This window comes from Pseudomonas sp. UBA6310 (assembly GCF_002438225.1).
GTDB classification, from domain to species: domain Bacteria; phylum Pseudomonadota; class Gammaproteobacteria; order Pseudomonadales; family Pseudomonadaceae; genus Pseudomonas_O; species Pseudomonas_O kuykendallii.
Genome location: NZ_DJTK01000010.1, coordinates 1 through 23340, shown reverse-complemented (window position 1 = coordinate 23340; position 23340 = coordinate 1). Strand labels below are relative to the sequence as shown.

Annotated in this window: 24 protein-coding genes and 1 riboswitch; of the genes, 18 read left to right on the top strand and 6 right to left on the bottom strand. The window is 65.9% G+C overall.

Annotated features, from left to right (window positions below):
• The first annotated feature begins 19 nt into the window (after positions 1–19).
• The 4 genes from B3E91_RS01835 (at position 20) to B3E91_RS01820 (ending at position 2749) form a co-directional block, all read left to right on the top strand.
• Positions 20–511 (top strand): hypothetical protein, encoded by a 492-nt coding sequence (locus B3E91_RS01835; RefSeq protein WP_287028123.1) that lies wholly within the window; start codon positions 20–22, stop codon positions 509–511.
• A 15-nt stretch (positions 512–526) separates the two neighbouring features.
• Positions 527–1198, top strand: a complete 672-nt coding sequence (locus tag B3E91_RS01830) for a DNA-3-methyladenine glycosylase I (protein WP_273231230.1) — start codon at positions 527–529, stop codon at positions 1196–1198.
• A gap of 280 nt (positions 1199–1478) precedes the next feature.
• Complete coding sequence (locus B3E91_RS01825) at positions 1479–2144, top strand: C40 family peptidase (RefSeq protein ID WP_273231233.1); 666 nt, start codon at positions 1479–1481, stop codon at positions 2142–2144.
• A gap of 77 nt (positions 2145–2221) precedes the next feature.
• Positions 2222–2749, top strand: a complete 528-nt coding sequence (locus B3E91_RS01820) for a C40 family peptidase (protein ID WP_273231235.1) — start codon at positions 2222–2224, stop codon at positions 2747–2749.
• A 25-nt stretch (positions 2750–2774) separates the two neighbouring features.
• Here the strand turns inward: B3E91_RS01820 and B3E91_RS01815 are convergent, their stop codons facing one another.
• Positions 2775–3605, bottom strand: a complete 831-nt coding sequence (locus B3E91_RS01815) for a metallophosphoesterase family protein (protein ID WP_287028122.1) — start codon at positions 3603–3605, stop codon at positions 2775–2777.
• Positions 3606–3768: 163 nt separating this feature from the next.
• A riboswitch (cobalamin riboswitch) is annotated at positions 3769–3999 on the top strand.
• Positions 4000–4109: 110 nt separating this feature from the next.
• On the opposite strand from B3E91_RS01815, the gene btuB reads away from it, so the two are divergent.
• From btuB to B3E91_RS01765, 10 genes are all read left to right on the top strand, one after another.
• On the top strand, positions 4110–5939 hold the full coding sequence (gene btuB, locus B3E91_RS01810; RefSeq protein ID WP_287028121.1) for a TonB-dependent vitamin B12 receptor: 1830 nt from the start codon (positions 4110–4112) through the stop codon (positions 5937–5939).
• A gap of 72 nt (positions 5940–6011) precedes the next feature.
• The gene (locus B3E91_RS01805) at positions 6012–7310 is read left to right on the top strand and encodes a cobyrinate a,c-diamide synthase (protein ID WP_287028120.1); all 1299 of its coding nucleotides are present in this window, start codon (positions 6012–6014) and stop codon (positions 7308–7310) included.
• Positions 7307–7957, top strand: a complete 651-nt coding sequence (bluB, locus tag B3E91_RS01800) for a 5,6-dimethylbenzimidazole synthase (protein WP_287028119.1) — start codon at positions 7307–7309, stop codon at positions 7955–7957. The genes B3E91_RS01805 and bluB overlap by 4 nt, the downstream gene beginning before the upstream one ends.
• A complete protein-coding gene (gene cbiB / locus B3E91_RS01795; RefSeq protein ID WP_287028118.1) occupies positions 7954–8865 on the top strand; it encodes an adenosylcobinamide-phosphate synthase CbiB in 912 nt (303 codons plus the stop codon). Before bluB ends, cbiB begins: the two co-directional genes overlap by 4 nt.
• On the top strand, positions 8858–9850 hold the full coding sequence (cobD, locus tag B3E91_RS01790) for a threonine-phosphate decarboxylase CobD (protein WP_287028117.1): 993 nt from the start codon (positions 8858–8860) through the stop codon (positions 9848–9850). The genes cbiB and cobD overlap by 8 nt, the downstream gene beginning before the upstream one ends.
• The gene (locus B3E91_RS01785; RefSeq protein ID WP_287028116.1) at positions 9847–11307 is read left to right on the top strand and encodes a cobyric acid synthase; all 1461 of its coding nucleotides are present in this window, start codon (positions 9847–9849) and stop codon (positions 11305–11307) included. The genes cobD and B3E91_RS01785 overlap by 4 nt, the downstream gene beginning before the upstream one ends.
• Before the next feature lie 154 nt (positions 11308–11461).
• Entirely contained in the window at positions 11462–11983 is a 522-nt protein-coding gene (cobU, locus tag B3E91_RS01780; protein WP_287028115.1) for a bifunctional adenosylcobinamide kinase/adenosylcobinamide-phosphate guanylyltransferase, read from the top strand.
• Positions 11980–13026, top strand: coding sequence for a nicotinate-nucleotide--dimethylbenzimidazole phosphoribosyltransferase (gene cobT, locus B3E91_RS01775; protein ID WP_287028114.1), 1047 nt, complete (start codon positions 11980–11982; stop codon positions 13024–13026). Before cobU ends, cobT begins: the two co-directional genes overlap by 4 nt.
• Positions 13023–13580 carry an alpha-ribazole phosphatase family protein gene (gene cobC / locus B3E91_RS01770; RefSeq protein WP_287028112.1) on the top strand — a complete coding sequence of 186 codons (558 nt, stop codon included), beginning with the start codon at positions 13023–13025 and terminating at the stop codon, positions 13578–13580. Before cobT ends, cobC begins: the two co-directional genes overlap by 4 nt.
• A 28-nt stretch (positions 13581–13608) precedes the next feature.
• The gene (locus B3E91_RS01765; RefSeq protein WP_287028110.1) at positions 13609–14337 is read left to right on the top strand and encodes an adenosylcobinamide-GDP ribazoletransferase; all 729 of its coding nucleotides are present in this window, start codon (positions 13609–13611) and stop codon (positions 14335–14337) included.
• Between the two features lie 228 nt (positions 14338–14565).
• On the opposite strand, the gene B3E91_RS01760 is transcribed toward B3E91_RS01765, so the two are convergent.
• The 3 genes from B3E91_RS01760 to B3E91_RS01750 form a co-directional block, all read right to left on the bottom strand.
• Positions 14566–16731, bottom strand: coding sequence for a hypothetical protein (locus tag B3E91_RS01760; protein ID WP_287028109.1), 2166 nt, complete (start codon positions 16729–16731; stop codon positions 14566–14568).
• 124 nt (positions 16732–16855) lie between these two features.
• A complete protein-coding gene (locus tag B3E91_RS01755; protein ID WP_287028108.1) occupies positions 16856–17626 on the bottom strand; it encodes a nuclease-related domain-containing protein in 771 nt (256 codons plus the stop codon).
• A gap of 284 nt (positions 17627–17910) precedes the next feature.
• Positions 17911–18240, bottom strand: a complete 330-nt coding sequence (locus B3E91_RS01750; RefSeq protein WP_090227735.1) for a four-helix bundle copper-binding protein — start codon at positions 18238–18240, stop codon at positions 17911–17913.
• Between the two features lie 157 nt (positions 18241–18397).
• Here B3E91_RS01750 and B3E91_RS01745 point away from each other — a divergent pair, with 157 nt between their 5' ends.
• The 4 genes from B3E91_RS01745 to B3E91_RS01730 all read left to right on the top strand — a co-directional run bounded on the left by B3E91_RS01745 (position 18398) and on the right by B3E91_RS01730 (position 20783).
• Positions 18398–18811, top strand: coding sequence for a MarR family winged helix-turn-helix transcriptional regulator (locus B3E91_RS01745; protein WP_287028106.1), 414 nt, complete (start codon positions 18398–18400; stop codon positions 18809–18811).
• A gap of 22 nt (positions 18812–18833) precedes the next feature.
• Entirely contained in the window at positions 18834–20039 is a 1206-nt protein-coding gene (locus B3E91_RS01740; RefSeq protein WP_390896972.1) for an MFS transporter, read from the top strand.
• A complete protein-coding gene (locus tag B3E91_RS01735) occupies positions 20036–20161 on the top strand; it encodes a hypothetical protein (RefSeq protein ID WP_287028133.1) in 126 nt (41 codons plus the stop codon). Before B3E91_RS01740 ends, B3E91_RS01735 begins: the two co-directional genes overlap by 4 nt.
• Before the next feature lie 115 nt (positions 20162–20276).
• A complete protein-coding gene (locus tag B3E91_RS01730; RefSeq protein ID WP_414708180.1) occupies positions 20277–20783 on the top strand; it encodes a glutathione peroxidase in 507 nt (168 codons plus the stop codon).
• 93 nt (positions 20784–20876) lie between these two features.
• Here B3E91_RS01730 and B3E91_RS01725 read toward each other — a convergent pair whose 3' ends face one another.
• Positions 20877–22145, bottom strand: a complete 1269-nt coding sequence (locus B3E91_RS01725; protein WP_287028104.1) for an OmpP1/FadL family transporter — start codon at positions 22143–22145, stop codon at positions 20877–20879.
• Between the two features lie 203 nt (positions 22146–22348).
• Positions 22349–23203: a sulfurtransferase gene (locus B3E91_RS01720; protein WP_287028103.1), complete on the bottom strand. Its 855-nt coding sequence runs from the start codon at positions 23201–23203 to the stop codon at positions 22349–22351.
• Between the last annotated feature and the right edge of the window lie 137 nt (positions 23204–23340).

Here is a 23340-nt window from a genome sequence, read left to right as displayed (position 1 = left end):
CTGTCCATGAGGAAAGCGCATGCGCACTGTGCTGGTGGTGCTGGGATGCCTGTTGCTGGCTGCCTGCGGTGGTTCGGCTGAAGAGGGGCACCTGACCCTGAAGCTCGACGGCAAGCCGATGGCCTTCAACGAACGGCTGAAAGCGCAGATGGGCGGCGACCGCGAACATCTGGTGGTCGGCGGTCATCTCCCCGACTCCCCGGACAGCTACGACATCGAGCTGTGGAGCCTGGGCAAGCGCATCGAGCCGGGCACCTATTCGCTACCGGCCGCCAAGCTGATCAGCCGCTACGCGATCCAGTCCAAGGGCGACAAGAGCCGCGGCACGACGATCTGGTCGGCATTCCGCCCGGACGAGGATCACCTCAGCCTGACCATCGAATCGATCGACGACTGGGGCGTGAAGGGCCGTTTCAGCGGACGCATCCAGCTGCTCGGCGGCGACGGCACCGCGTTCATGGACGTCAGCGACGGCAGCTTCGCCGCCCCCTACGAGATGCAAAATCGCTAAGGCCGATGATTTCCGATGCGTGATTACAAATGGCTGCACGAGTACTGCCTGAACCGTTTCGGTTCGGCCAAGGCACTGGAGGCGCGCTTGCCGCAGCCGTTGAGCGCTGCCCAGCTGCGCGCCCTCGGCGATGACCGTTATCTGTCGACGATCAGCCTGCGAATCTTCCGCGCCGGGCTCAAGCACAGCCTGGTGGACGCCAAGTGGCCTGCCTTCGAGCAGGTGTTCTTCGGCTTCGACCCGGAAAAGGTGGTGCTGATGGGCGCCGAGCACCTCGAGCGACTGATGCAGGACGCTCGTCTGATCCGCCACCTCGGCAAGCTCAAGAGCGTGCCACGCAACGCGCAGATGATCCTCGACGTGGCACGGGAAAAAGGCTCGTTCGGCGCGCTGATCGCCGATTGGCCGGAAAGCGATATCGTCGGCCTGTGGACCTACCTGAAGAAGCACGGCAACCAGCTCGGCGGGCTGTCGGCGCCGCGTTTCCTGCGGATGATCGGCAAGGACACCTTCATCCCCACCGACGACATGGTCGCCGCCCTCAAGGCTCAGGACGTGATCGACAAGGCGCCGACCAGCCAAAAGGACCTTGCCGCGGTGCAGGCCGCATTCAATGCCTGGCGCGAAGAGAGCGGTCGGCCGTTGTGTCAGCTGTCGGTGATGCTGGCGCACACCACCAATCACTGATCGCCGGGACAGATTGCCGCACCGTTCGTCGCCTCAAAAAACGTGATTCCACCAGCGAACGATTTAGCGTCACAAAAATGGCGCATGTCGCCAGCCCCATCACGGCGGCGTTGCATCCCATCTCGACGAAAACTGACTCTTCGCGGGCGACGTGAAGGCTCAGGCGCGGTTAGATGTTTCGTCGAAACTCTGACGTCACATTTGGTTCCATAAAATTTGCAAATGGGTTGTTCAGAAGGCATAGTCCGGCCGTCTTCAACTTTCCGACACGGCCGTGCCCATGCTTAAGCGCTTCGCACCCCTCGTGCCTTTGGCTCTGTTACTCGTAGTCACCGGTTGCGCCACCACCTCTTCAACTTCGCTGCAAACCGAGTCGAACCAGTCCCTGCCGGTTCACAGCCGCAGCTCCACCGCTGCCGAATCCATTTTCGCCAACGTCGATGTCGACGCTGACGACGAAGCCCGCGACGAGGTTGCCGAGCAACCCGCGCACTTCAGCTCGGACAAGTCCTACAAGCTGCCCGACCTTGCCGACAGCATCCTCGAGCGCGGCTTCCAACTGGTCGGCACGCCTTACCGCTTCGGTGGCCTGAGCGAAAAAACCGGCTTCGATTGCAGCGGCTTCGTTGGCTTCCTGTTCCGCGAAGAGGCGGGCATTCAACTGCCGCGCTCGACCCGCGAGCTGATCAACCTGGACGCGCCGCTGGTGGCGCGCAATGACCTCAAGCCGGGCGACATCATCCTCTTCAACAACCGTGGCCGTGGCCGCGTGTCCCACGCCGGCATCTACATCGGCGACGACCAGTTCATCCATTCCTCCAGCCGCCGCAGCGGTGGGGTTCGGGTCGACAGCCTGGACGATCGCTACTGGCGTTCCAGCTTCATGGAAGGCAAGCGCGTACTGGTCGCCCAGACTTCCCTGGCGAAGAGCAGCTACCGCCCCTGATCCCTTGCGCGGCCCGGGCTTGCGTCCGGGCCGGGCTGTCGGCAGAGTAGCCGCACTCAGGATAAGGATCGCCCGTCATGGCCTGTCCGGCTCGTCTCTCGCTCATATTCGTCGCCGCTCTACTGGGTGCCTGCGCCAGCAGCCCGCCGCCCTCGGCTCCCCAGCCGGTATTCGTCGATCCCACCGCACAGTTCTCGCCCTCGTCGGATGACGTGCTGTTCCGCGCGCTCGGCCTCGTCGGCACGCCCTATCGCTACGGTGGCAATACGCCGGACAGCGGCTTCGACTGCAGCGGGCTGATCGGCTTCGTCTATCGCGACGCCGCCGGCATCAAGCTGCCGCGCTCCACCGGAGAACTGGTCAACCTGCGCGCGCCCAGCGTGTCACGCGCTGCCTTGCAGCCGGGCGATCTGCTGTTCTTCGCCACCAGCGGCGGACGCACCGTCAGCCATGCCGGCATCTACGTGGGCGAGGGGCGCTTCGTGCATGCGCCATCCAGCGGCGGCACGGTTCGCCTGGACAGGCTGGCCGATGCCTACTGGCAGCGCAGCTACCTGAGCGCCAAGCGTGTGCTCGACGGCGATCACCTCGCACGCAACCCCTGAGCCAACCTCTACGCCGTGCCCGTGCTCACGCCTGCCGTGCGGCGCCGGGCAGCGGCCATTCCAGATCGAAATGCGAGCCGAGGACGAAGCGGCCATCGAGCCAGTCCCAGCGCTCCACGCACGCCTGTTTGCTGCCGGCCTTGCCGACGCGCAGCTTGTTGAAGGAGTTCGGCGAAGTCCCGCGCACCCGTGAAGAGAGTGTGGTCCCGGCCTGCACCATCCAGATCTCCCGCGACAGCTGCGGATACTGCTTGCTCAGGGGCAGCACGTAGGGCAGGTGAATGTGCCCGCCCAGCACCAGGTCGAGCCCGGCCTCGGCCCAGCGGCTGAGCGCATGGGAGGCGCCGTGCTGCAGGTTGCTCAAGTCGCTGCTGACCATCGCGCCGAACGGCTGGTGCGCCACCACCATGCGCAGCTTGCCGGGCGCCGAGGTGCGCAGTTGCTGGCAGACGCGGCGCACCTGTTCCGTGGTCACCAGGCCATCCTTGTGGCGACGTGGCGCGGTGGTGTTGAGCCCGATCACCAGCAGTTCGTCATTCTCGAACACCGGTTCCAGCTCCCTGCCGAAATGTCGCCGGTAATTGGCGTACGGCCTGAGGAAGCGCTCGATGACGTTGTACAGCGGGATGTCGTGATTGCCGGGAATCACCAGCGTGTCGGGGATACCGTGGCGTTCCAGGCGCTGGACGAAGGCCTGCGCGGCGGCGAACTGCTCCGGGCGGGCGCGCTGGGTGATGTCGCCGGAAAGAATCAGCAGGTCGGCGCCGTGTTCGCGCACGTGGTCTTCGAGGGCGGCCACCACCTCCGGCCGCTCGGTGCCGAAGTGGGTGTCGGAGATTTGTAGGATCGTCGTCATGGGCGAAACAGTACCTGCCTTGGCCTCGTTCGGGGGACGTAACAGAGGTTTCGATAGGTTCGCTGCGGAAAAAGTCCCTGCCGAAGCGAAATCCCGGTCGCCGAACATGCCGGTCAGGTGCTCCCGGATGCCGACGATTGACGCGTTCCTGCCCAGCCTCTACCCTTCGCGGCTTGCTTCAGGTGCCCCTCCGATCGACGTCGGCGGGGTGAAACAGGGAAGCCGGTGCGTCCTGCCTCGAACCCCGAGAAGGACCATTCCGGCGCTGCCCCCGCAACGGTAGGCGAGTCGTGCGACCGCGTTAACCACTGTGCTCTGCATGGGAAGGTGCGTTCGCCGGAACCCGAAGGTTCCTCTCGCAAGCCCGGAGACCGGCCTGTCGCAGTTCACGGCATCGCGGAGGGCGTTGCTGGGCGTATCTGCCGTTGTCCTGGCCGCTGCGTCGCTGCTCTCCGCCGCCTTTCCCTGCTTATGTCGTGCGGGTGGCACGGCGGAGACCATTCCTTGAAACGCAAGCCTTTCCTCAGGCCCGCGGCATTTTCGCTGCTGGGCTTTTCCTCGCTTTCCCTGGCCGTAGCGGCCGAACAGCCCCTGTTGCTCGACGAACAGGTCAGCACCGCCACGCGCACCTCGCAGGAGGGCATCGCGGCGACCACGGTGATCGACCGCGAGCAGATCGAGCGCAGCCAGGCTACCTCGGTGCCCGAACTGCTGCGTCGCGTCCCCGGCGTCAGCCTGGTGAACAATGGCGGCCCCGGCAAGAGCACCTCGGTCAGCCTGCGCGGCAGCAACTCCAACCATGTGCTGGTACTGATCGACGGCGTCCGCGTCGGTTCGGCGACCACCGGCGACGTCGCCTTCCAGAACCTGCCGGTCGAGCTGATCGAGCGCATCGAGGTGGTTCGCGGCCCGCGTTCGGGGCTGTATGGCTCGGACGCCATCGGCGGGGTGATCCAGATTTTCACCCGCAAGGGCAATGCGAACGGCGGCGCCAAGCCATTCCTTTCCGCCGGCTACGGGACCCACGACAGCTACAGCGGCAGCGCCGGCGTTTCCGGTGGCGATCGCGACGGCTGGTACAACCTGGGCGTCAGCAGCAATGCCACCGACGGCATCAGCGCGCGCTCCGCCACGGCCGGCTACGAGCCCGACGCGGACGGTTACCGCGAACTGGCCGGCACCTTCAGCGGTGGCTATCGCTTCGCCAGCGGCCTGGAGCTGGACGGCAACCTGCTGCAGTCGAGCTCGCACAACGACTACGATTCCGGCACCCGCGCCAACGCCGACGGCGTGCAGAAGGTCGCCGGCGCCCGCGCCCGCTATCGTCCCCTGGAGCCGTGGCTGATGACCCTGCAGGCCGGCCGCAGCGAGGACAAGAACGACACCTACTCCGGTTCCACCTTCAACACCCGCATCGACACCCGTCGCGACAGCTTCAGCTGGCAGAACGACTTCAGCGTCGCCGCCGGCCAGTTGCTTACGCTCGGCTACGACCACCTGCACGACGAGGTGAACGGCACCACCGCCTTCCGCGAGGATTCGCGCGACAACGACGGGCTGTTCGGCCAGTACCTGGCCAGCTTCGGGCGCAACGAGTGGCAGCTCAGCCTGCGCCGCGACCGCAACGAGCAGTTCGGCAACCACACCACCGGCAACCTCGGCTGGGCGTTCGCGCTGAGCGATGCGCTGCGCTTCACCAGCAGCTACGGCACCGCGTTCAAGGCGCCGACCTTCAACCAGTTCTATCACCCGGTGAACGGCAACCCGGACCTCGATGCGGAGAAATCGCGCAACCTCGAATTCGGCCTGGAAGGGCAGCACGCCTGGGGCACCTGGTCGGTGAACGCCTTCTACGACGAGATCGACAACCTCATCGCCTACTTCAACGCCGGCAACGGGCTGCGCGCCTACAACATCGACGAAGCGGTGATCCGCGGCGTCGAACTCAGCCTGGCCGGCGACTGGCTCGGCTGGGACTGGTCGACCAACGCCACCTTCCAGGACCCGCAGAACCGTTCCGACCGCGCCAATCAGGGCGACCTGCTGCCGCGCCGCGCCGAGCAACTGTTCAACCTCGACCTGGATCGCCGCTTCGGTCGCTTCGGCGCCGGCGCGTCGCTGCATGCCGAGGGGCGTCGCTGGGACAACGCGGCCAACACCACCGACCTGCACGGCTTCGCCACCGTCGATCTGCGCGGCGAGTACTGGCTGAACCCGGAGTGGCGCTTGCAGGCGAAGGTCACCAACCTGCTCGGCGCCGAGTACGAGACGGCCGCCACCTACAACCAGCCGGGGCAGGCGGTGTACCTCGCGGTGCGCTACCAGGCGCTCTAGGACGGTGATGATGAGCGGCCATCGCGATTCCACCCCGACGCCCCGCACGCCCTCGACGTGGAGTCCCCGCCCGTGAGCGAAACCCGCGCCTGTCCCGCCCTGCTGATCGCCGCGCCCGCCTCCGGGCAGGGCAAGACCACGGTCACCGCCGCCCTGGCGCGCCTGCATGCGCGCCAGGGACGGCGTGTGCGGGTGTTCAAGTGCGGCCCGGACTTCCTCGATCCGATGATCCTCGAGCGGGCCAGCGGCCAGCCGGTCTACCAGTTGGACCTGTGGATGGTCGGCGAGGCGGAGTGCCGCCGGCAGCTGTGGCAGGCCGCGCAGGAAGCCGACCTGATCCTCGTCGAGGGCGTGATGGGCTTGTTCGACGGTACGCCGTCCGCCGCCGATCTGGCGCGCACCTTCGGCCTCCCGGTGCTGGCGGTGATCGATGCCGCGGCGATGGCGCAGACCTTCGCCGCCGTCGCCCACGGCCTGGCCACCTTCCAGGCCGACCTGCCGTTCTCCGGCGTGCTCGCCAACCGCGTCGGCAGCGCGCGTCACGCCGAGCTGCTGCGCGCCAGCCTGCCCGCCACGCAGCGCTGGTACGGCGCCTTGCCTCGCGCCGCCGGCATCGAATTGCCCTGCCGCCACCTGGGGCTGGTGCAGGCGGAGGAACTGCTCGATCTTGACGAGCGCCTGGACAGCGCCGCCGATGCCCTGGCGGCGAGCGCCGACACCGCGCTGCCGGCCGCCGTGAGCTTCGTCGCGCCGCAGGAGGAGGGTGATGTCGAACCGCTGCTGCGCGGCGTGCGGATCGGCGTGGCGCGGGATGCGGCCTTCGCCTTTCTCTATGCGGCCAACCTCGACCTGCTGCGTCGCCTGGGTGCCGAGCTACGGTTCTTCTCGCCGCTGGACGATGAAACCCTGCCGACGGTGGACAGCCTCTACCTGCCCGGCGGCTACCCCGAGCTGCACCTGGCGCGGCTGGCGGGCAACTGGCCGATGCGCGCGGCGATCAGGGCGCACCACGCGGCAGGCAAACCAATCCTCGCCGAGTGTGGCGGCATGCTCTACCTGCTCGACGGGCTCAGCGACAAGGCCGGCGAGCGCGGCGAGATGCTCGGCCTGCTGCCGGGAGAAGCGCGTCTGCAGCCACGCCTGAGCGCGCTCGCGCTGCAGGCGGTGGACCTGCCGGAAGGCCGCGTGCGCGGGCATACCTACCACCATTCGACGCTGGACTGCGCGCTGCAGCCGCTGGCCCGTGGCGAGTGTCCGAACGGTCGCGGCGCCGCCGAGGCGGTGTATCGCCAGGGCCGACTGACGGCTTCCTACATCCACTTCTACATGCCGTCCAACCCGCGTGCGGCGGCGACCTGGTTCCTGCCATGAACGAATGGGCCTACAGCGCCGAGGAGCGCGCGGCGATCTACCGGGCCATCGCCGAGCGCCGCGACATGCGGCACTTCAGCGGCGGCGAAATCGCCCCTGAACTGCTGACCCGGCTGTTGCAGGCCGCGCACCAGGCGCCCAGTGTCGGCCTCATGCAGCCCTGTCGCTTCCTGCGCATCACCCGTCCGGCGCTGCGCGAGGCCATCGCCGGGCTGGTGGAGGAGGAGCGCCTGCTCACCGCCGATGCCCTGGGCGAGCGGCGCGACGACTTCCTCCGGCTCAAGGTGGAAGGCGTGCGCGACTGCGCAGAGCTGCTGGTCGCCGCACTGAAGGACGGTCGCGAGGCGCACGTCTTCGGCCGCCGCACGCTTCCGGAAATGGACCTCGCCTCGCTGTCCTGTGCCATCCAGAACCTCTGGCTGGCGGCTCGCGCGGAAGGGCTGGGCATGGGCTGGGTGTCGCTGTTCGATCCGCAGCGCCTGGCCGACCTGCTCGGCATGCCGTCCGGCGCCAAGCCGGTGGCGATCCTCTGCCTCGGCCCGGTGCAGGCCTTCTACCCGGAGCCGATGCTGGTCGGCGAAGGCTGGACCCAGGCGCAGCCGCTGGAGGCCATGCTGTTCGGCAACCAGTGGGGCGAGAAGCCATGATCGCCGTGGCCCTGGGCGCCTGCGCCGGCGTCGCGCTGGACGCGCTGTTCGGCGAGCCGAAGCGCTGGCATCCGCTGGTGGGCTTCGGTCGCCTGGCCGACGCCATCGAGACGCGGCTGAACCGAGTGAACGGCGGCACGCGGCTGAACGGCGTGCTCGGCTGGTGCCTGGCGGTGCTGCCGCTGACCCTGCTGGCCTGGGCGCTGGGCCGTTTGCCGTACCTCGGTTGGCTCGTCGAGGCGCTGCTGCTGTACCTCGCCATCGGCCTGCGCAGCCTGGACGAACACGCCCAGCCGGTGGCCGATGCGCTGGAGCGCGGTGACCTGGACGAGGCGCGGCGGCGGGTCGGCTACATCGTCAGCCGCGAACCCTCGGCACTGGACGAAAACGGCGTGGCCCTGGCCGCCACCGAGTCGGTGCTGGAAAACGGCAGCGACGCGGTGTTCGCCGCGCTGTTTTGGTTCGCCGTGGCCGGTGCACCGGGCGTGGTGCTGTATCGCCTGAGCAACACGCTGGACGCCATGTGGGGCTACCGCAACGCGCGCTTCGAGCGCTTCGGCTGGGCCGCGGCGCGCCTCGATGACGTGTTGAATTACCTGCCCGCGCGGCTGGTCGCGCTGACCTACGCGCTCCTCGGTGAAACCCGCCGCGCGCTGCGCTGCTGGCGCCTGCAGGGACCGCAGTGGAGTAGCCCGAACGCCGGCCCGGTAATGGCGGCGGGTGCCGGGGCGCTGGGCGTGGTGCTGGGCGGACCGTCGATCTATCACGGCGAGATGCGTTATCGTCCGCCGCTGGGCGAGGGCGGCGTGGCGCGTGGCGAGGACATCCGCCGGGCGATGCGCCTGGTGCGCCGCGGCGTGGCGGCGTGGTTGCTGCTGCTGGTCATCGGGAGTCTGCTGAATGCTTAACCATGGAGGCGGCCTGCGCAAAGCCGCGGAGAAATACCGCATCGGCCTTGCCGACTGGCTCGACCTGTCCACCGGCATCGCGCCCTACGGCTGGTCGCTGCCGGAGGTTCCGATGGAGGCGTGGAACCGCCTGCCGGAGCGGGACGACGGCCTGGAGCAGGCCGCGCGGCGGTTCTACGGCGTCGAGGCGCTGCTGCCGGTCGCCGGTTCGCAGGCGGCGATCCAGGCGCTGCCGAGGCTGCGTCGCTACTGCCAGGTGGGCATCGTCTCGCCCTGTTACGCCGAACACGCCGAGGCCTGGCGCCGCGAAGGCCATCGCCTGCTGGAGATCAGCGAGGCGGGCGTGCGGCGCAGTCTGGATAGCCTCGACGTGCTGGTGGTGGTCAACCCCAACAACCCCACCGGCCGGCGCATTCCCACCGAGCAGTTGCTGGAATGGCACGCCCGGCTGGTCGAGCGCGGCGGCTGGCTGGTGGTCGACGAAGCCTTCATGGACGCCACTCCCGAGCACAGCCTGGCGGCGCACAGCCACCTGCCGGGGCTGATCGTGCTGCGTTCGTTCGGCAAGTTCTTCGGCATGGCCGGCCTGCGCCTGGGCTTCGTGCTGGCACAGCCGCAGCTGCTCGATCGCCTCGATGAAATCCTCGGCCCCTGGGCGGTGAGCGGTGCCGCGCGCAGCATCGCGCGCACGCTGCTGCTGGACGACGAGGGCCAGGCCGGCCAGCGACGCCGCCTCGAAGCCGATGGCGCGCGGCTGCACGACCTGCTGGCCGGCCACGGCCTGAGCCCGACCGGTGGCTGCGCGCTGTTCCAGTGGTGGGTCAGCGAGCACGCCGCGCTGCTGCACGAATACCTGGCCTGCCACGGCATCCTGGTTCGGCTGTTCGCCGCGCCGTCGAGCCTGCGCTTCGGCCTGCCGCCGGACGAGCCGGCCTGGGAGCGCCTGGAGTCGGCGCTGGAAGTCTTCGCCCGGAGCCGTGCATGAAAGCCAGCGCCACGCTGATGGTGCAGGGCACCACCTCGGATGCCGGCAAGAGCACCCTGGTGACCGCCCTGTGCCGCTGGCTGCAGCGCCAGGGCGTGGCGGTGGCGCCGTTCAAGCCGCAGAACATGGCACTGAACAGCGCGGTCAGCGCCGACGGCGGCGAGATCGGCCGAGCCCAGGCCGTGCAGGCGCAGGCCTGCAAGTTGCCGCCGCACACCGACATGAACCCGGTGCTGCTCAAGCCCAACAGCGACATCGGCGCCCAGGTGATCATCCACGGCCACGCGGTCGGCAACATGAACGCGGTCGCCTATCACGCCTACAAACCCACCGCGATGCAGGCGGTGCTGGCCTCCCACGGGCGCCTGCGCGAGGCCTATCGGGTGGTGATGGTGGAGGGCGCCGGCTCGCCGGCCGAGATCAACCTGCGCCAGGGCGACATCGCCAACATGGGTTTCGCCGAGGCGGTGGACTGCCCGGTGATCCTCATCGCCGACATCGACAAGGGAGGTGTCTTCGCCCATCTGGTCGGCACCCTGGAACTGCTTTCCGAGAGCGAACGGGCGCGCGTCCGCGGTTTCGTTATCAACCGCTTCCGCGGCGACATCGCACTGCTGCGCCCCGGCCTGGACTGGCTGGAGGCGCGCACCGGCAAGCCGGTGCTCGGCGTGCTGCCGTACCTGATGGACTTCCACCTCGAAGCCGAGGACGCGATAGACGCGCGTCAGCCGGGCAAGCAGGGCGAGCGCCTCCGGGTGCTGGTGCCGGTGCTGCCGCGTATCAGCAACCACACCGATTTCGACCCGCTGCGCCTGCACCCGCAGGTCGACCTGCGCTTCGTCGGCCCCGGCCAGCCGATTCCGCCGGCCGACCTGATCATCCTGCCCGGCTCCAAGAGCACCCGCCGCGACCTGGCGTTTCTGCGCGCCAACGGTTGGGACCTCGCCATCGCCCGGCACCTGCGCTACGGCGGCAAGCTGCTGGGCATCTGCGGCGGTCTGCAGATGCTCGGCCAGCGCATCGACGATCCGCTCGGCCTGGAGGGCGACGCCGGCGGCAGCGACGGGCTCGGCCTGCTCGATTTGCACACGCGCCTGGAGGCGGACAAGCAGCTGCGCCTGGTCAGCGGACGCCTCAGCCTGGAAGGCGCCGCCGTCAGCGGCTACGAAATCCACGCTGGCGTCAGCACCGGCAGTGCGCTGGACGAGGCGCTGGTGATCCTCGATGACGGTCGCCAGGACGGCGCGCGCAGCGCCGACGGCCAGGTCATCGGCACCTACCTGCACGGCCTGTTCGAGGCGCCCGAAGCCTGCGCCGCGCTGCTGCGCTGGGCCGGCGTGCGCGAGGTCGAGCACAGCGATTACCACGCCCTGCGCGAACGCGAAATCGAGCGCCTGGCCGATCTGGTCGAGGCGAACCTGGATACCGATCGCCTGAGGGCGCTATGCGGACTCTGATGCGGCCGGCCGGTGTCTCCATTCGCCTGCCGAAATCCCAATCGGTGGATCGGTGGAGCGCGATCCACCCTACGTTCACACCGATCCGTAGGGTGGATGTCGCCTTTCACATTCACCGCTTTTCGATCACCCCATCCTCTGGAAACGCTGACCCATGCCTGAACTGATCCTCGGCGGCGCCCGCTCGGGCAAGAGCCGCCTGGCCGAGCGTCTGGCCGCGGAGTCCGGCCTCGAGGTGGTCTATTTCGCCACCAGCCAGGCGCTGGACGGCGAGATGTCCAGCCGCATCCGCGCCCATCGCGAACGCCGCCCGGCACACTGGGGACTGGTCGAGGAACCGTTGCGCCTGGCGGGCGTGCTGCGCGAGCAGGCGGCGGACGGGCGCTGCCTGCTGGTCGATTGCCTGACGCTGTGGCTGACCAACCTGCTGATGCTGGACGATCCGCAGCGCCTGGCCGCCGAGCGTGACGCGCTGCTCGACGCCCTGGCCGAGCTGCCGGGGCGAATCCTGTTCGTCAGCAACGAAACCGGCCTCGGCGTGGTGCCGATGGGCGAACTGTCGCGGCGTTACGTCGATGAAGCTGGCTGGCTGCACCAGGCCCTGGCCGAGCGCTGCGAACGGGTGGTTTTCACCGTCGCCGGCCTGCCGATGATTCTCAAGGGAGCACCGTTATGACCATCGATTGGTGGCGGCAGGCCTGCCGTCCGCTGGACCTCGCCGAGCGCGCCGAGGCCGAGGCGCGCCAGGCGCAACTGACCAAGCCGACCGGTTCGCTGGGCCAGCTGGAAGGGGTCGCGCTGGCGCTGGCCGCCCTGCAGGGCGGCCGACCGGATATCCGCCTGCCGTGGATCGCGGTGTTCGCCGGTGATCACGGCGTGGTCGCCGAGGGCGTTTCGGCCTATCCGCAGGAAGTCACCGGGCAGATGCTGCGCAACTTCGTCGGCGGCGGCGCAGCCATCAGCGTGCTCGCCCGCCAGTTGGACGCGCGCCTGGAAGTCGTCGATCTCGGCACCGCCTTCCCGCTCGACGCGCTGCCCGGCGTGCTGCACCTGAACCTCGGCGCGGGCACCGGCAACTTCGCCCGGGAGGCGGCGATGAGCGACGCGCAGCTGCGCCTGGCCTTGCAGGCCGGCCGCGACAGCCTGCTGCGCGCCAAGGCGAGCGGCGCCGACCTGTTCATCGGCGGCGAAATGGGCATCGGCAACACCAGCGCCGCCAGCGCCCTGGCCTGCGCGCTGCTCGGCCTGCCGGCGCGCGAGCTGGTCGGCCCCGGCACCGGCCTGGATGCCGGCGGCGTGGCGCGCAAGGCGGCGGTGATCGAGCGCGCGCTGGCGTTGCACGCCGCCTTTCTCGGCGATCCCTTCGAGGTGCTGCGGCGCCTGGGCGGCTTCGAGATCGCCGCGCTGGTCGGCGCCTACCTCGCTGCCGCGCAGGAGGGCGTGGCAGTGCTGGTCGACGGCTTCATCTGCAGCGTCGCCGCGCTGCTCGCCGTGCGCCTGAATCCGGACTGCCGCGACTGGCTGCTGTTCGGCCACCGTGGCGCCGAGCCGGGCCACGTCCGCGTGCTCGATGCCCTGGCCGCGCAACCGTTGCTCGACCTCGGCCTGCGCCTCGGCGAAGGCAGCGGCGCGGCGCTGGCGGTGCCGCTGCTGCGCCTGGCCTGCGCGCTGCACAACCAGATGGCCACCTTCGCCGAGGCGGCGGTGTCCGACCGATGAGACTCGACCTGCTGCGCCACGGCGAGACCGAATGTGGCGGCGGCTTTCGCGGCAGTCTCGACGACGCGCTCACCGCTGCCGGCTGGGAGCAGATGCGCAACGGCATCGCCACGCATGGCCCCTGGGACGTGCTGGTCAGCTCGCCGCTGCAGCGCTGCGCCGCCTTCGCCGACGCCCTGGCCGCCGAGCGCGGCCTGCCGCTGCACCTGGAGGCGGACCTGCGCGAACTGCATTTCGGCGAGTGGGAAGGGCGCAGCGCCGCCGAACTGATGGAAACCGACAGCGAGGCGCTGGGCCATTTCTGGGCCGACCCCTACGGCTTCACGCCGCCCGGCGGCGAACCGTTGGCGGCCTTCGAGACGCGCGTGCTCGGCGCCCTGGCGCGGCTGCAACGGCGCTTCGCCGGGCAGCGCGTGCTGCTGGTCACCCACGCCGGCGTGATGCGACTGCTGCTGGCGCGCGCCCGCGGCCTGCCGCGCGGCGAACTGCTCTCGGTGGTGGTCGGCCACGGCGAATGCCATCGGCTGGACCTCACGATCGATCCAACCCCGTAACCTGCGCCGCGCGCAGCGCTGGAGCCCCATGCAGCCGTTCCTGATCGCCCTGCAATTCCTCACCAGCCTGCCGATCCGCCTGCCCGGCATGCCCAGCCCCGAGCAACTGGGCCGCTCGCTGCTGTACTACCCGCTGGTGGGCGCGCTGATCGGGCTGATCCTGCTCGGCGCCAACGCGCTGCTGGTCGGCAGCCCCGCCGCCCTGCATGCGGCATTGCTGCTATCGCTCTGGGTCGGCTTGAGCGGCGCCCTGCACCTGGACGGCCTCGCCGACAGCGCCGACGCCTGGCTCGGCGGCCTGGGCGACCGCGAACGCACCCTCGCCATCATGAAAGACCCCCGCAGCGGCCCGATCGCCGTGGTGGTGCTGGTGCTGGTCCTGCTCCTCAAATTCGCCGCGCTGCTGGCGCTGCTGCAACAAGGCGATACCCAGGCGCTCTTCCTCGCCCCCATCCTCGCCCGCGCCACCCCGCTGGCGCTGTTCCTCACCACCCCCTACATCCGCCAAGGCGGCCTCGGCCAAGCCCTGGCCGACCACCTGCCACGTAGCACTGCACGCTACGTGCTGGCAGCCACGGCGCTGGGCGCTCTGCTGATCGCAGGCTGGAGCGGGGCAGGGGCTCTGCTACTCGCGGCGGTACTATTCGCCTACCTGCGGCGGGCGATGATGAAGCGGCTGGGCGGGTGTACCGGGGATACGGTGGGGGCAGTGTTGGAGTTGGTTGAGGTTGTTGTTCTTGTGGGGTTGGCGTTGTAAGGGCAAAGGATTATGAGTTGCCTGGAAACGCTGCAAGCCCAGTGAAATCGTGCGTAGTCAAGCGCAGGTACAGTTAGCTGAAAGTATCGACGTAGAGCGGTTTAAGCGTAATTTGGAGGAATCTGTAAAAGTTGAGCACTGTACCGCTGGTGTACCGGTTCTTTGTACCAAATAGCGTTCAGATCCTGAATATCTTCTCAGTCTGAATGAGCTGCTATCGGTACGACATTACGCGAGCAGGATCACCTCGCCATATAGCTTCCGCAGGTGTCCATCGGACATGTCCAGAATGGGCTCATACATAAAGGAATTTAGATGAATATTTTCCGGAGTCATTAAGGCCACGCGTTGAAGGATTTTGAGCGTCTCAAGCTCGGTGCCGAACAGTTCTCGGAATTTTTTCAGCAGCTTTGGCGTTTGGTTTGAATCAATGCGCGCGACGAAAGCCGGATCGTTGATGCGTTTGACCATGAAGCGCTCGGCGTTGAGTCGGATGGACATGGCAAGCACGATCTTGTTCTCGAAATTGATCCCCTCGGCCGCCCTCAGGCACTCATTGGCCTCATACTCGATGAGTGCCATTACAGTTTTTTCACCTTCGGCTGAAGTGATGTTTTGGCCGAATAGTCTGTTGAAGATCACATCCAGGTCATAAATCGTGATCTGATCGGAGTCTGCTTTCCAGTGCAGAAGCGACGTCAGCTTTACGAAGTCGATGTCCGCCGCATCCTTGGTGTATTCAATGAGGTTGCGCATGAAGGGGATGCAGGCAATTTTTTTCTTCGGCTCTGCAGCGAAATTTGGCTTCCAGTCTTTGACGAATACGTTCTGAATTCCAGCAGCTTGTTCCAGCACTAGGCCTGTAGCAGTCTTCGACGCCATGAAACAGTCCGGGTACCGAACAAATCGGCTTTGAATAGTTCTGTAAAAGTCGAAGTTGTGGGTGAGGATGATCTGCTTGAAGTGAGGGTCCTCGGCAATGTCCATCAGGTACTGAATAATGGCGTACTTGTTTTTGTAGTCGAACGAGTCCGCAATATCATCGACGATGATGAGTGTTTCCTGTTTTGCTTTTTTTCTCACTTCGATCTCAAACAGGATGTTCAGCACGTAGAGGGCCTTCTTTTCTCCCGTGCTGAGAGCCTGCACGAGTGAGTTACGGTCAACTGCGGCCTTATCTGTTCCATCCTCAAACGTAAAGGCAAGGCTTAGCATCGGCTCCTGACCGAGGATTACAGACAGCCGGTTAATTGCCTCCAGCTTGAATGGGACGAAGAAGCGGTCGTTGAAGATATCGATAACTTCTTCCCACTGCGTGCGCTCCTTCGCTGCCTGCTCTTCGATCTCTTTGCGTCTGGCTTGGGCTGCTTGGTATTTGTTCAGTAGATCCTGAAGCGGCTCGAAGCGCGCTTTCAGGTAGGACTTCCAAACGTCCTCCTTGAACGCTGCCACGTTACCTAGCCGTACCAGCAGCTCTTCATGGTTCATTAGGTACGCTTCAAAGTCGCGGACGGTGACGTTCTTCTGAATTAGCTTGTCGAGTTTCGCGAACTTCCTTTTCAGATCCTCGTCATTGGAGATTGCATCCTTCTCTTTGGCGATCAGGCCTTCGAGTTCCTTCTGGCTGGTAATCTCCAGCTTGGTATCGGCATTCAGGGTGACGGAGTGCTTCGCGTCAAAGAAGCCGTTGTCTGCCAACTGCTTTGCGACTGTCGCGGCGTTGTAGTAGTTGAATGTACCCTTCTTGAAGTAGGTCGATGCCGCCAACAGCTCGTTGTATTTCTTGATGTAGTCCTGAATGGCAGCTTTCGCTTCATCCGTGGCGAGTAGAGCAAGTACCTTGTCGTCGAAAATAACGTCGTAGGAGACTGTTGCGAGCAAGGCGTCGGGCATCACAGATATTTCGTCTTTGATACGATTCAGCGCAACATAGAGCTGGTCGTCTCGCGCAGTGAAGGTAGATGACAACTCCTTTTCGATGTCTCTCTTGGAGCCCGACTGCTCCTTGAGAGCTTTCAGCAAGATATCCTTTGCCGCATCGACATCGGCATGGAGGGCTTCATACTCTTTGCGTAGCGTAGGGTTGACCAGCAGCGATGAAGTCTTTGGAGAGTGCCCTAAAACCTCGTCATATGGACGAACTACGAGTACGCCTTCCTTGTGCAGATCCGCACCGGTCTCGTCCTTGATTTCGCGCCTGCACGCGCGCGCTTGGAAAATGCGATCCTTGGAGGCGGCGCCGTCTGCGACATCTTGGAAGGTCTGTGCAAGTGAAGACTTCATAGATCCATTCGGCGCATAGACGGCACAGGCCTTTGATTTGGAAAAGTCGAAGTTAGCCTGCAGCTTCTTGATGCCGTAGCAGTTTTCTAGGTCGATACTCACTGTTTTCATATTCGATTCCCTCCATGTGAAGTCTTGGCGTGCATCACTGCAATATCGAGAAAGGGCAAGCCTGAAAACTGGATGAATTTAGGTAATAGGGGACAGACCACAATTTACAGTTCCCTCCTACATTTCAAATGCTCTGCATCGTCCGGCACTTCGGAAACCCCGAGCATCCCCAAAACTGCTGCCCCGCTTTTGCCCCTGTTTTACGGGTTCGAATAACCAATGCACTCCCGCATTTTGGGCATTGCCGCTCGGCTGTCGGATCACTACGTAGTTTGAGGTTTTGCACATGCTCGCGGTGTGTAGCGAGCGTCGGCGCGCGGCGGCCGGTTTGGAGGGCTTTTAGCATGGTGTCGACTTCAGTCTCGCCGAAGACCGGCTGCTGGAACGACTTGATGTAGCGGATAAAGCCAATGCCCTGGGTCACGTTGGCCGGCACTTCGGTTTTGAAGGTGGTGTCGCCGACGAAGGTAATCACCGAGTGCAGGTGCTCGGGGTTGACGCCGAGGGTGGCTTCCAGGGCTTTGAGGTGTTTGTAGTCCTGCCGCAGCGGGTTCTGGAATTTGAAGGTGTGCTTGTAGAGCTTCTGGGTCCACTGCGCCTGCTTCTCGCTGCCGAAGATCCAGCCGCTCATGTTCTTTGTTTCCAGCACGAAGATGCCAAAGGGCGAGAGGAAGACGTGGTCGATCTGCGTGGTGCCGTCGGGCGTGTTCAGGGTGACGTTGTGCAGGCGGCGGTAGGTTTGCCTATCCAGCTGCCAATGGGCGAACAGCCGCACCAGGAGTTCGCCGATATGGCCCTTGGCCCACGGCGATTTGAGCAGGCCGATCAACAGTAGGGTGGGAATCAGCCAGGTGGCCGTGCTGAACAGGGGACGGAGTATTACGGCGTAGTCCATTGCTTCTTCCTTGAGCAAAGCCTTTTGGCAGCCATTGCGATCCGAAAGGTCGAGGGCTGCGCGCGGACTCGGATAATGGCCAATTGCCTGGCTTGGCTCAAGGGCTACAGCGTCCACCGATGACAATCGGTATCGGGCGGCGTGACGTGAGAGAAACCCCACGAAGATGCCGGCACACAAGCGCGCTTTTACCGATCGACGCAAACTGGGCGATGGCAGCTGCAGGCCATCAACAACGAATGGCAGGGAGGATCTTTCCGATCATCCCTGAACGCGCGCCGCCCCTACGCCACCATCGCCTCGCACTCCGCCGCGCAGCGCTGGCAGGCCTGGGCGCATTGCTGGCAGTGCTCATGAGAGTGGCGGGCGCATTCCTCGGCGCAGGCCTGGCAGGCGAGGGCGCAGAGGTGGCAGGTTTCTTCGGCGAGGTCGCTGCCGCGGACCATCAGGGCTTCGGCGAGGCGGCAGAGATCGGCGCAATCGCGGTCGAGGCGGATGCAGGCGGCCATCATCGTCACGTCGTCTTCGCGCAGGCAGGCGGCGGCGCAGGCTTCGCAGGCAATGACACAGGCGCTGCAGGCCTGGATGCATGAGAGATAGCGTTGCTCGGTCATCGGAGCGCTCCATGGTTTACCGCGTTTGACCACTAGTGACCGGTGCTTTGGCGGTCAGTTCTGGACGGCCTGACGGAAGGCGCGTCGGTGCCCTCCGGCAGGACTTCCAGGGTGCGACGATTTGACTCCGAGAGAATGCGGGTATATACACGCATCCATGACGACGACCCATTGCCTCTGCACCCAACTGCGTCGCACCGCCCGCGGTGTGACCAAACGCTATGACGACGCCCTAGCCGATGTGGGGCTGACCACGGCGCAGTTTTCCCTGCTGCGCCATCTCGAGCGGCTCGAATCGCCGAGTATCACCGACCTTGCCGCCGCCATGGGGCTGGAGCGCAGCACGCTCGGCCGCAACGTGCGCGTGCTGGAAGGCCAGGGGCTTCTAGAGCTGGGCAATGCCGTCGACCAGCGCAACCGCCTGGTGTCGATGACCGCGCTGGGCCGTGCGCGGCTGGACGACGCGGTGCACGCCTGGAACGACGCTCAGCTACGCCTGACGCAGAAGTTCGGCAGCGAGAAGCGCGCGGCGTTGATCGCGCTGCTCGACGAGCTGCATGCCCTCGAATGAAAACAAAAACTTAGGAGTTCACATGGCTGCGTCTTCGCGCCCGATGTTCTGGATCATGCTGTCGGCGGCGCTGATCCTGGCCCTGTCCCTCGGCACCCGCCACGGTTTCGGCCTGTTCCTGCCGCCGATGAGCGCCGAATTCGGCTGGGGCCGCGAGGTGTTCGCCTTCGCGATCGCGCTGCAGAACCTGATCTGGGGCTTGGCGCAACCCTTCGCCGGCGCGCTGGCCGATCGCTTCGGGGCGATTCGCACGGTGATCATCGGCGGCGTCCTCTATGCCCTCGGCCTGGTGCTGATGGGCTTCGCCGACTCGCCCTGGACGCTGTCGCTGAGCGCCGGCCTGTTGATCGGCCTGGGCCTGTCCGGCACCTCGTTTTCGGTGATTCTCGGCGTGGTCGGCCGCGCCGTGCCGATGGAGAAGCGCAGCATGGCGATGGGCGTTGCGGCGGCGGCGGGCTCGTTCGGCCAGTTCGCCATGCTGCCCGGCACGCTGGGCCTGATCGGCTGGCTAGGTTGGTCTGCGGCGCTATTGGTGCTCGGCCTGATGGCGGCGCTGATCGTGCCGCTGGCGGGCATGCTGCGTGATCGTCCGCAGCCGGTTCAGGCCCACGAGCAGACGCTCTCCGAGGCCGTGCACGAGGCGGTTGGCCATTCGGGATTCTGGCTGCTGTCGCTGGGCTTCTTCGTCTGCGGTTTTCAGGTGGTGTTCATCGGCGTGCACCTGCCGGCCTATCTGGTCGACCAGCATCTGCCGGCGACGGTCGGCACCACGGTGCTGGCGCTGGTCGGGCTGTTCAACGTGTTCGGCACCTATATCGCCGGCTGGCTCGGCGGGCGGATGTCCAAGCCGCGCCTGCTGACCTGGCTGTACCTGGCGCGCGCGGTGGTGATCACGGCCTTCGTCTTCACCCCGCTGACGATCTGGACCGCCTACGCCTTCGGCATCGCCATGGGGCTGCTGTGGCTGTCGACTGTGCCGCTCACCAACGGCACGGTGGCGACCCTGTTCGGCGTGCGCAACCTGTCGATGCTCGGCGGCATCGTCTTCCTCTTCCACCAGTTGGGCGCGTTCCTCGGCGGCTGGCTGGGCGGCTATCTGTACGACAGCACCGGCAGTTATCAACTGGTCTGGCAATTGTCGATCCTGCTCAGCCTGATCGCGGCGGTGCTCAACTGGCCGGTACGCGAGAAGCCGGTGGCGCGTCTGGCGGCAGGGCCGGCGGCGTGACCCGGACCCTGTTGCTGCGCCTCGGCGCCTCGCTTGGCGTGGCGGCGTTGCTGGCGCTGGCCTGGTTCGGCTGGCGCGCCGGCGGCATCGCCCTGTTGCAGCTGGGCGTCGGCGTCTGTTGAACGGCGATTGCCGCTGCCTGCTCCGGCAGCTAGCCTGAACCGACCTCATCAGGATATCGCCATGACCCTATCCCGCTTTCTGCCGCTGGCGCTGCTCACCTCGCTGGCCTCGCCGATGCTGTTCGCTGCCGACTGCCCGCCGCTGTTGCAGCATGAATTACCCAAGCTGCGCTCCAAGGACACCCTCGATCTCTGCCAGTTTTCCGGCAAGGCGCTGGTGGTGGTGAACACCGCCAGCCATTGCGGCTTCACCCCTCAGTTCAAGGGGCTCGAAGCGCTCTACCAGCGCTACAAGGGCGACGGCCTGGAAATGCTCGGCGTGCCGTCCGACGACTTCTTCCAGGAAGACGACGACGCGACGGAAACGGCCAAGGTCTGCTACCAGAACTACGGCGTGACCTTCGCCATGACGCAGACCCAGCCGGTGCGTGGCAGCGATGCGACGCCGCTGTTCCGCGAGCTGGCCGCGCAGGCCGACGGCCAGGCGCCGCGCTGGAACTTCTACAAGTACGTGGTGGATCGCCAGGGCAAGGTGGTCGGCGTGTTCAACAGCAAGACCAAGCCGGACGACCCGGCGCTGGTCGAGGCGGTGCAGAAGGCGCTGGCAAGCAAGGCGGATTGAGGCAGGCATTGCCGGCGGTGCGCGCGGCGCACCCTGCGGCGAGCAAAAAAACGCGCGGCCTGGGCCGCGCGTTTTCGTTTTTGCCGGTGACGCTTAGAAGCGGTACGAGACCTGGGTGCCGATACCGTGGGCGCTGTTTTCGTAAGTGGCGTTGTACACGCCCTTGGTCGCGCTGGCCTGGTTGATGTCGACGTCTTCTTCCTTCAGGTAGGAGTAGGCCACGTCGATGGTCAGGTCTTCGGTCGGGCTCCAGCCGAAGCCGAGGGACAGGGTCTTGCGGTCGCCGGTCGGGATGCGCGGCGAGCGGTCCTGGTTGTTGGCCGGGCTCTGGTCCATGCCCAGGCCTGCGCGCAGCACCCACTGCTTGTTCAGCTTGTAGGAGGCGCCAATGGCGTAGGCCCAGGTGTCATGCCAGTTCTGTTCTTCCGTGATGGTGCCGAAATTGCCGGCCAGCGGGGCAGGCACGCCATCGTTCTGCACCACGATGGATTCCAGACGGCTCCAGCGGGTGAAGGTGGCGCCGCCGTAGACGGTCCACTGGTCATTCAGGTCGTGCGTGATCGAGAAGTCGGCGGATTCCGGGGTTTTCAGCTTCAGCGAAGCATCGTACTTGCTGCCCGAGAAGGGACCGAAACCAGCGCCGGTGATACGCGTATCACCCTCGAGCTTGTAGTCGACCATCGAGTGGTAGGTCAGGCCCGCGCGGGTTTGCGGCGAGAACTCGTAGAGCACGCCAACGTTGTAGCCCAGTGCGGTGTCATCGCCCTTGATGCGTGCGCGACCGTCGTTGATACCGGGCGAGCCGGCATTGAGCACCGCGCTTTCCAGCTTGCCGGAGATGCGGTTGACGGTCAGGCCCAGGCCGACGGACAGCTGATCGTTGAAGCGGTAGCTGACGGTGGGCTGCGCGGTGACGACCTTCACTTCGCTGTAGTCGCCGAAGTAGCGACCCTGGAAGCCACCTTCGTAGTCGGTGATCAGGCCGAACGGGGCGTAGACGCCGAAGCCGAAGGCCCACTTGTCGTTCAGCGGGTTGACGTAGTAACCGGCCGGTACGGCGGTGAACGGCACCATGTCGCCGTCGTTGCTGCCGTTGCCCGGCAGGCCGCTGGTGTCCTTGATGTCGGTCTTGGCGATGATCGCCGCGGCGCCCAGGCTGACTTCCTGGCGCTTCAGGCGTGCCATGCCGGCCGGGTTGCCGAAGACGGTGGTGGAGTCCTCGGCGGAAGAGGAGCGACCTGCGAAGTTGGTGCCCATGCCGCTGACGCTCTGTTCGTTGAGCGCGAAGCCAGAGGCGAATACCTGGCTCGAGGCCGCCGCGATGGCGATGGCGAGGGCGCTTTTCAGTGTTTTTGTTATCACGGGTTCGGGACTCCTGTTGTTAGTCGGTGTGAAACTAAACGAGCTGACTGTGTCGGCATCGTCGAAGTTCCAAGCGAGTCTTGGCTCGCAAGCGGCGCGATGATGCCTGTTCCGCAACAATCCCGGCAAGCGCTCGAAGGCTCAACCGATGAAACGGATGTTTGAGCTGTAAATGCCGGTCTAGAGCGCTTTTAAACTGACTCTCAATCGCCGATTGCGACCGGTCGGTCAACTTTCGTGATCCACTCGCTCCAGGAGCCCGCGTACAGCGGCGCCAGCGGGTATCCGGCAAGGTTTAGCGCGAACAGGTTGTGGCAGGCGGTGACCCCGGAGCCGCAGTAGGCGACCAGCCGATCGGGCGAGCGCGTCTCCAGCAGGGCGGCGAAACGCTGGCGCAGCTGTTCGGCCGGCAGGAAGCGTCCATCGGCGCCGAGGTTGTCGGTGAAGGCCGCGCAGCGCGCGCCGGGTATATGTCCGGCCACCGGGTCGATGGGCTCCACCTCGCCGCGAAAACGCGGCAGGCCGCGGGCGTCCAGCAAGGTCATGTCGGGTTGCTGCAGACGTTGCAGCAGACGCTCGGCGTCGATCACCAGGCTGTCGTCCGCTACGCCGTCGAAACCTCCGTTGCCCGCGGGAGGCACGTCGCGGGTCAACGCCAGGCCGGCTTCCTTCCAGGCTTTCAGCCCGCCATCGAGCAGATACAGACCGTCGCGCTTGCCGAGCCAGGCCAGCAACCACCAGGCCCGCGCGGCGAACGCGCCGGGGCCGTCATCGTACATGACGATCTGGCTGTCGTCGTCGATGCCCCACTCGCGCAGGCGCTGCAGCAGCGTCGCCGGCGAGGGCAGCGGATGCCGGCCGGTGACGCCGGGCTGCACCGGGGCGGAGAGGTCGCGTTCCAGATCGGCGAAATGAGCGCCGGGAAGATGCCCTTCGGCGTAGCTGCGCTGGCCGTAGGCGGGGTCTTCCAGGGCGAAGCGGCAATCGAGGATGACCAGGCCGGGCTGGCCGAGGCGCTGGGCGAGGGTGTGCGGGTCGATCAGGTGGGCGATGGTCATCCGGTGCTCCTGCTGCGAAGGAATCGATGGCGCATGATAAACGCCACTGGCATGTGGGCGGGGCCGCCGCCCAAAACGGGTTCAGCCGTAGGGTGGATCGCGCTCCATCGATCCTCCGGGCGGTGTAACGGTGGATG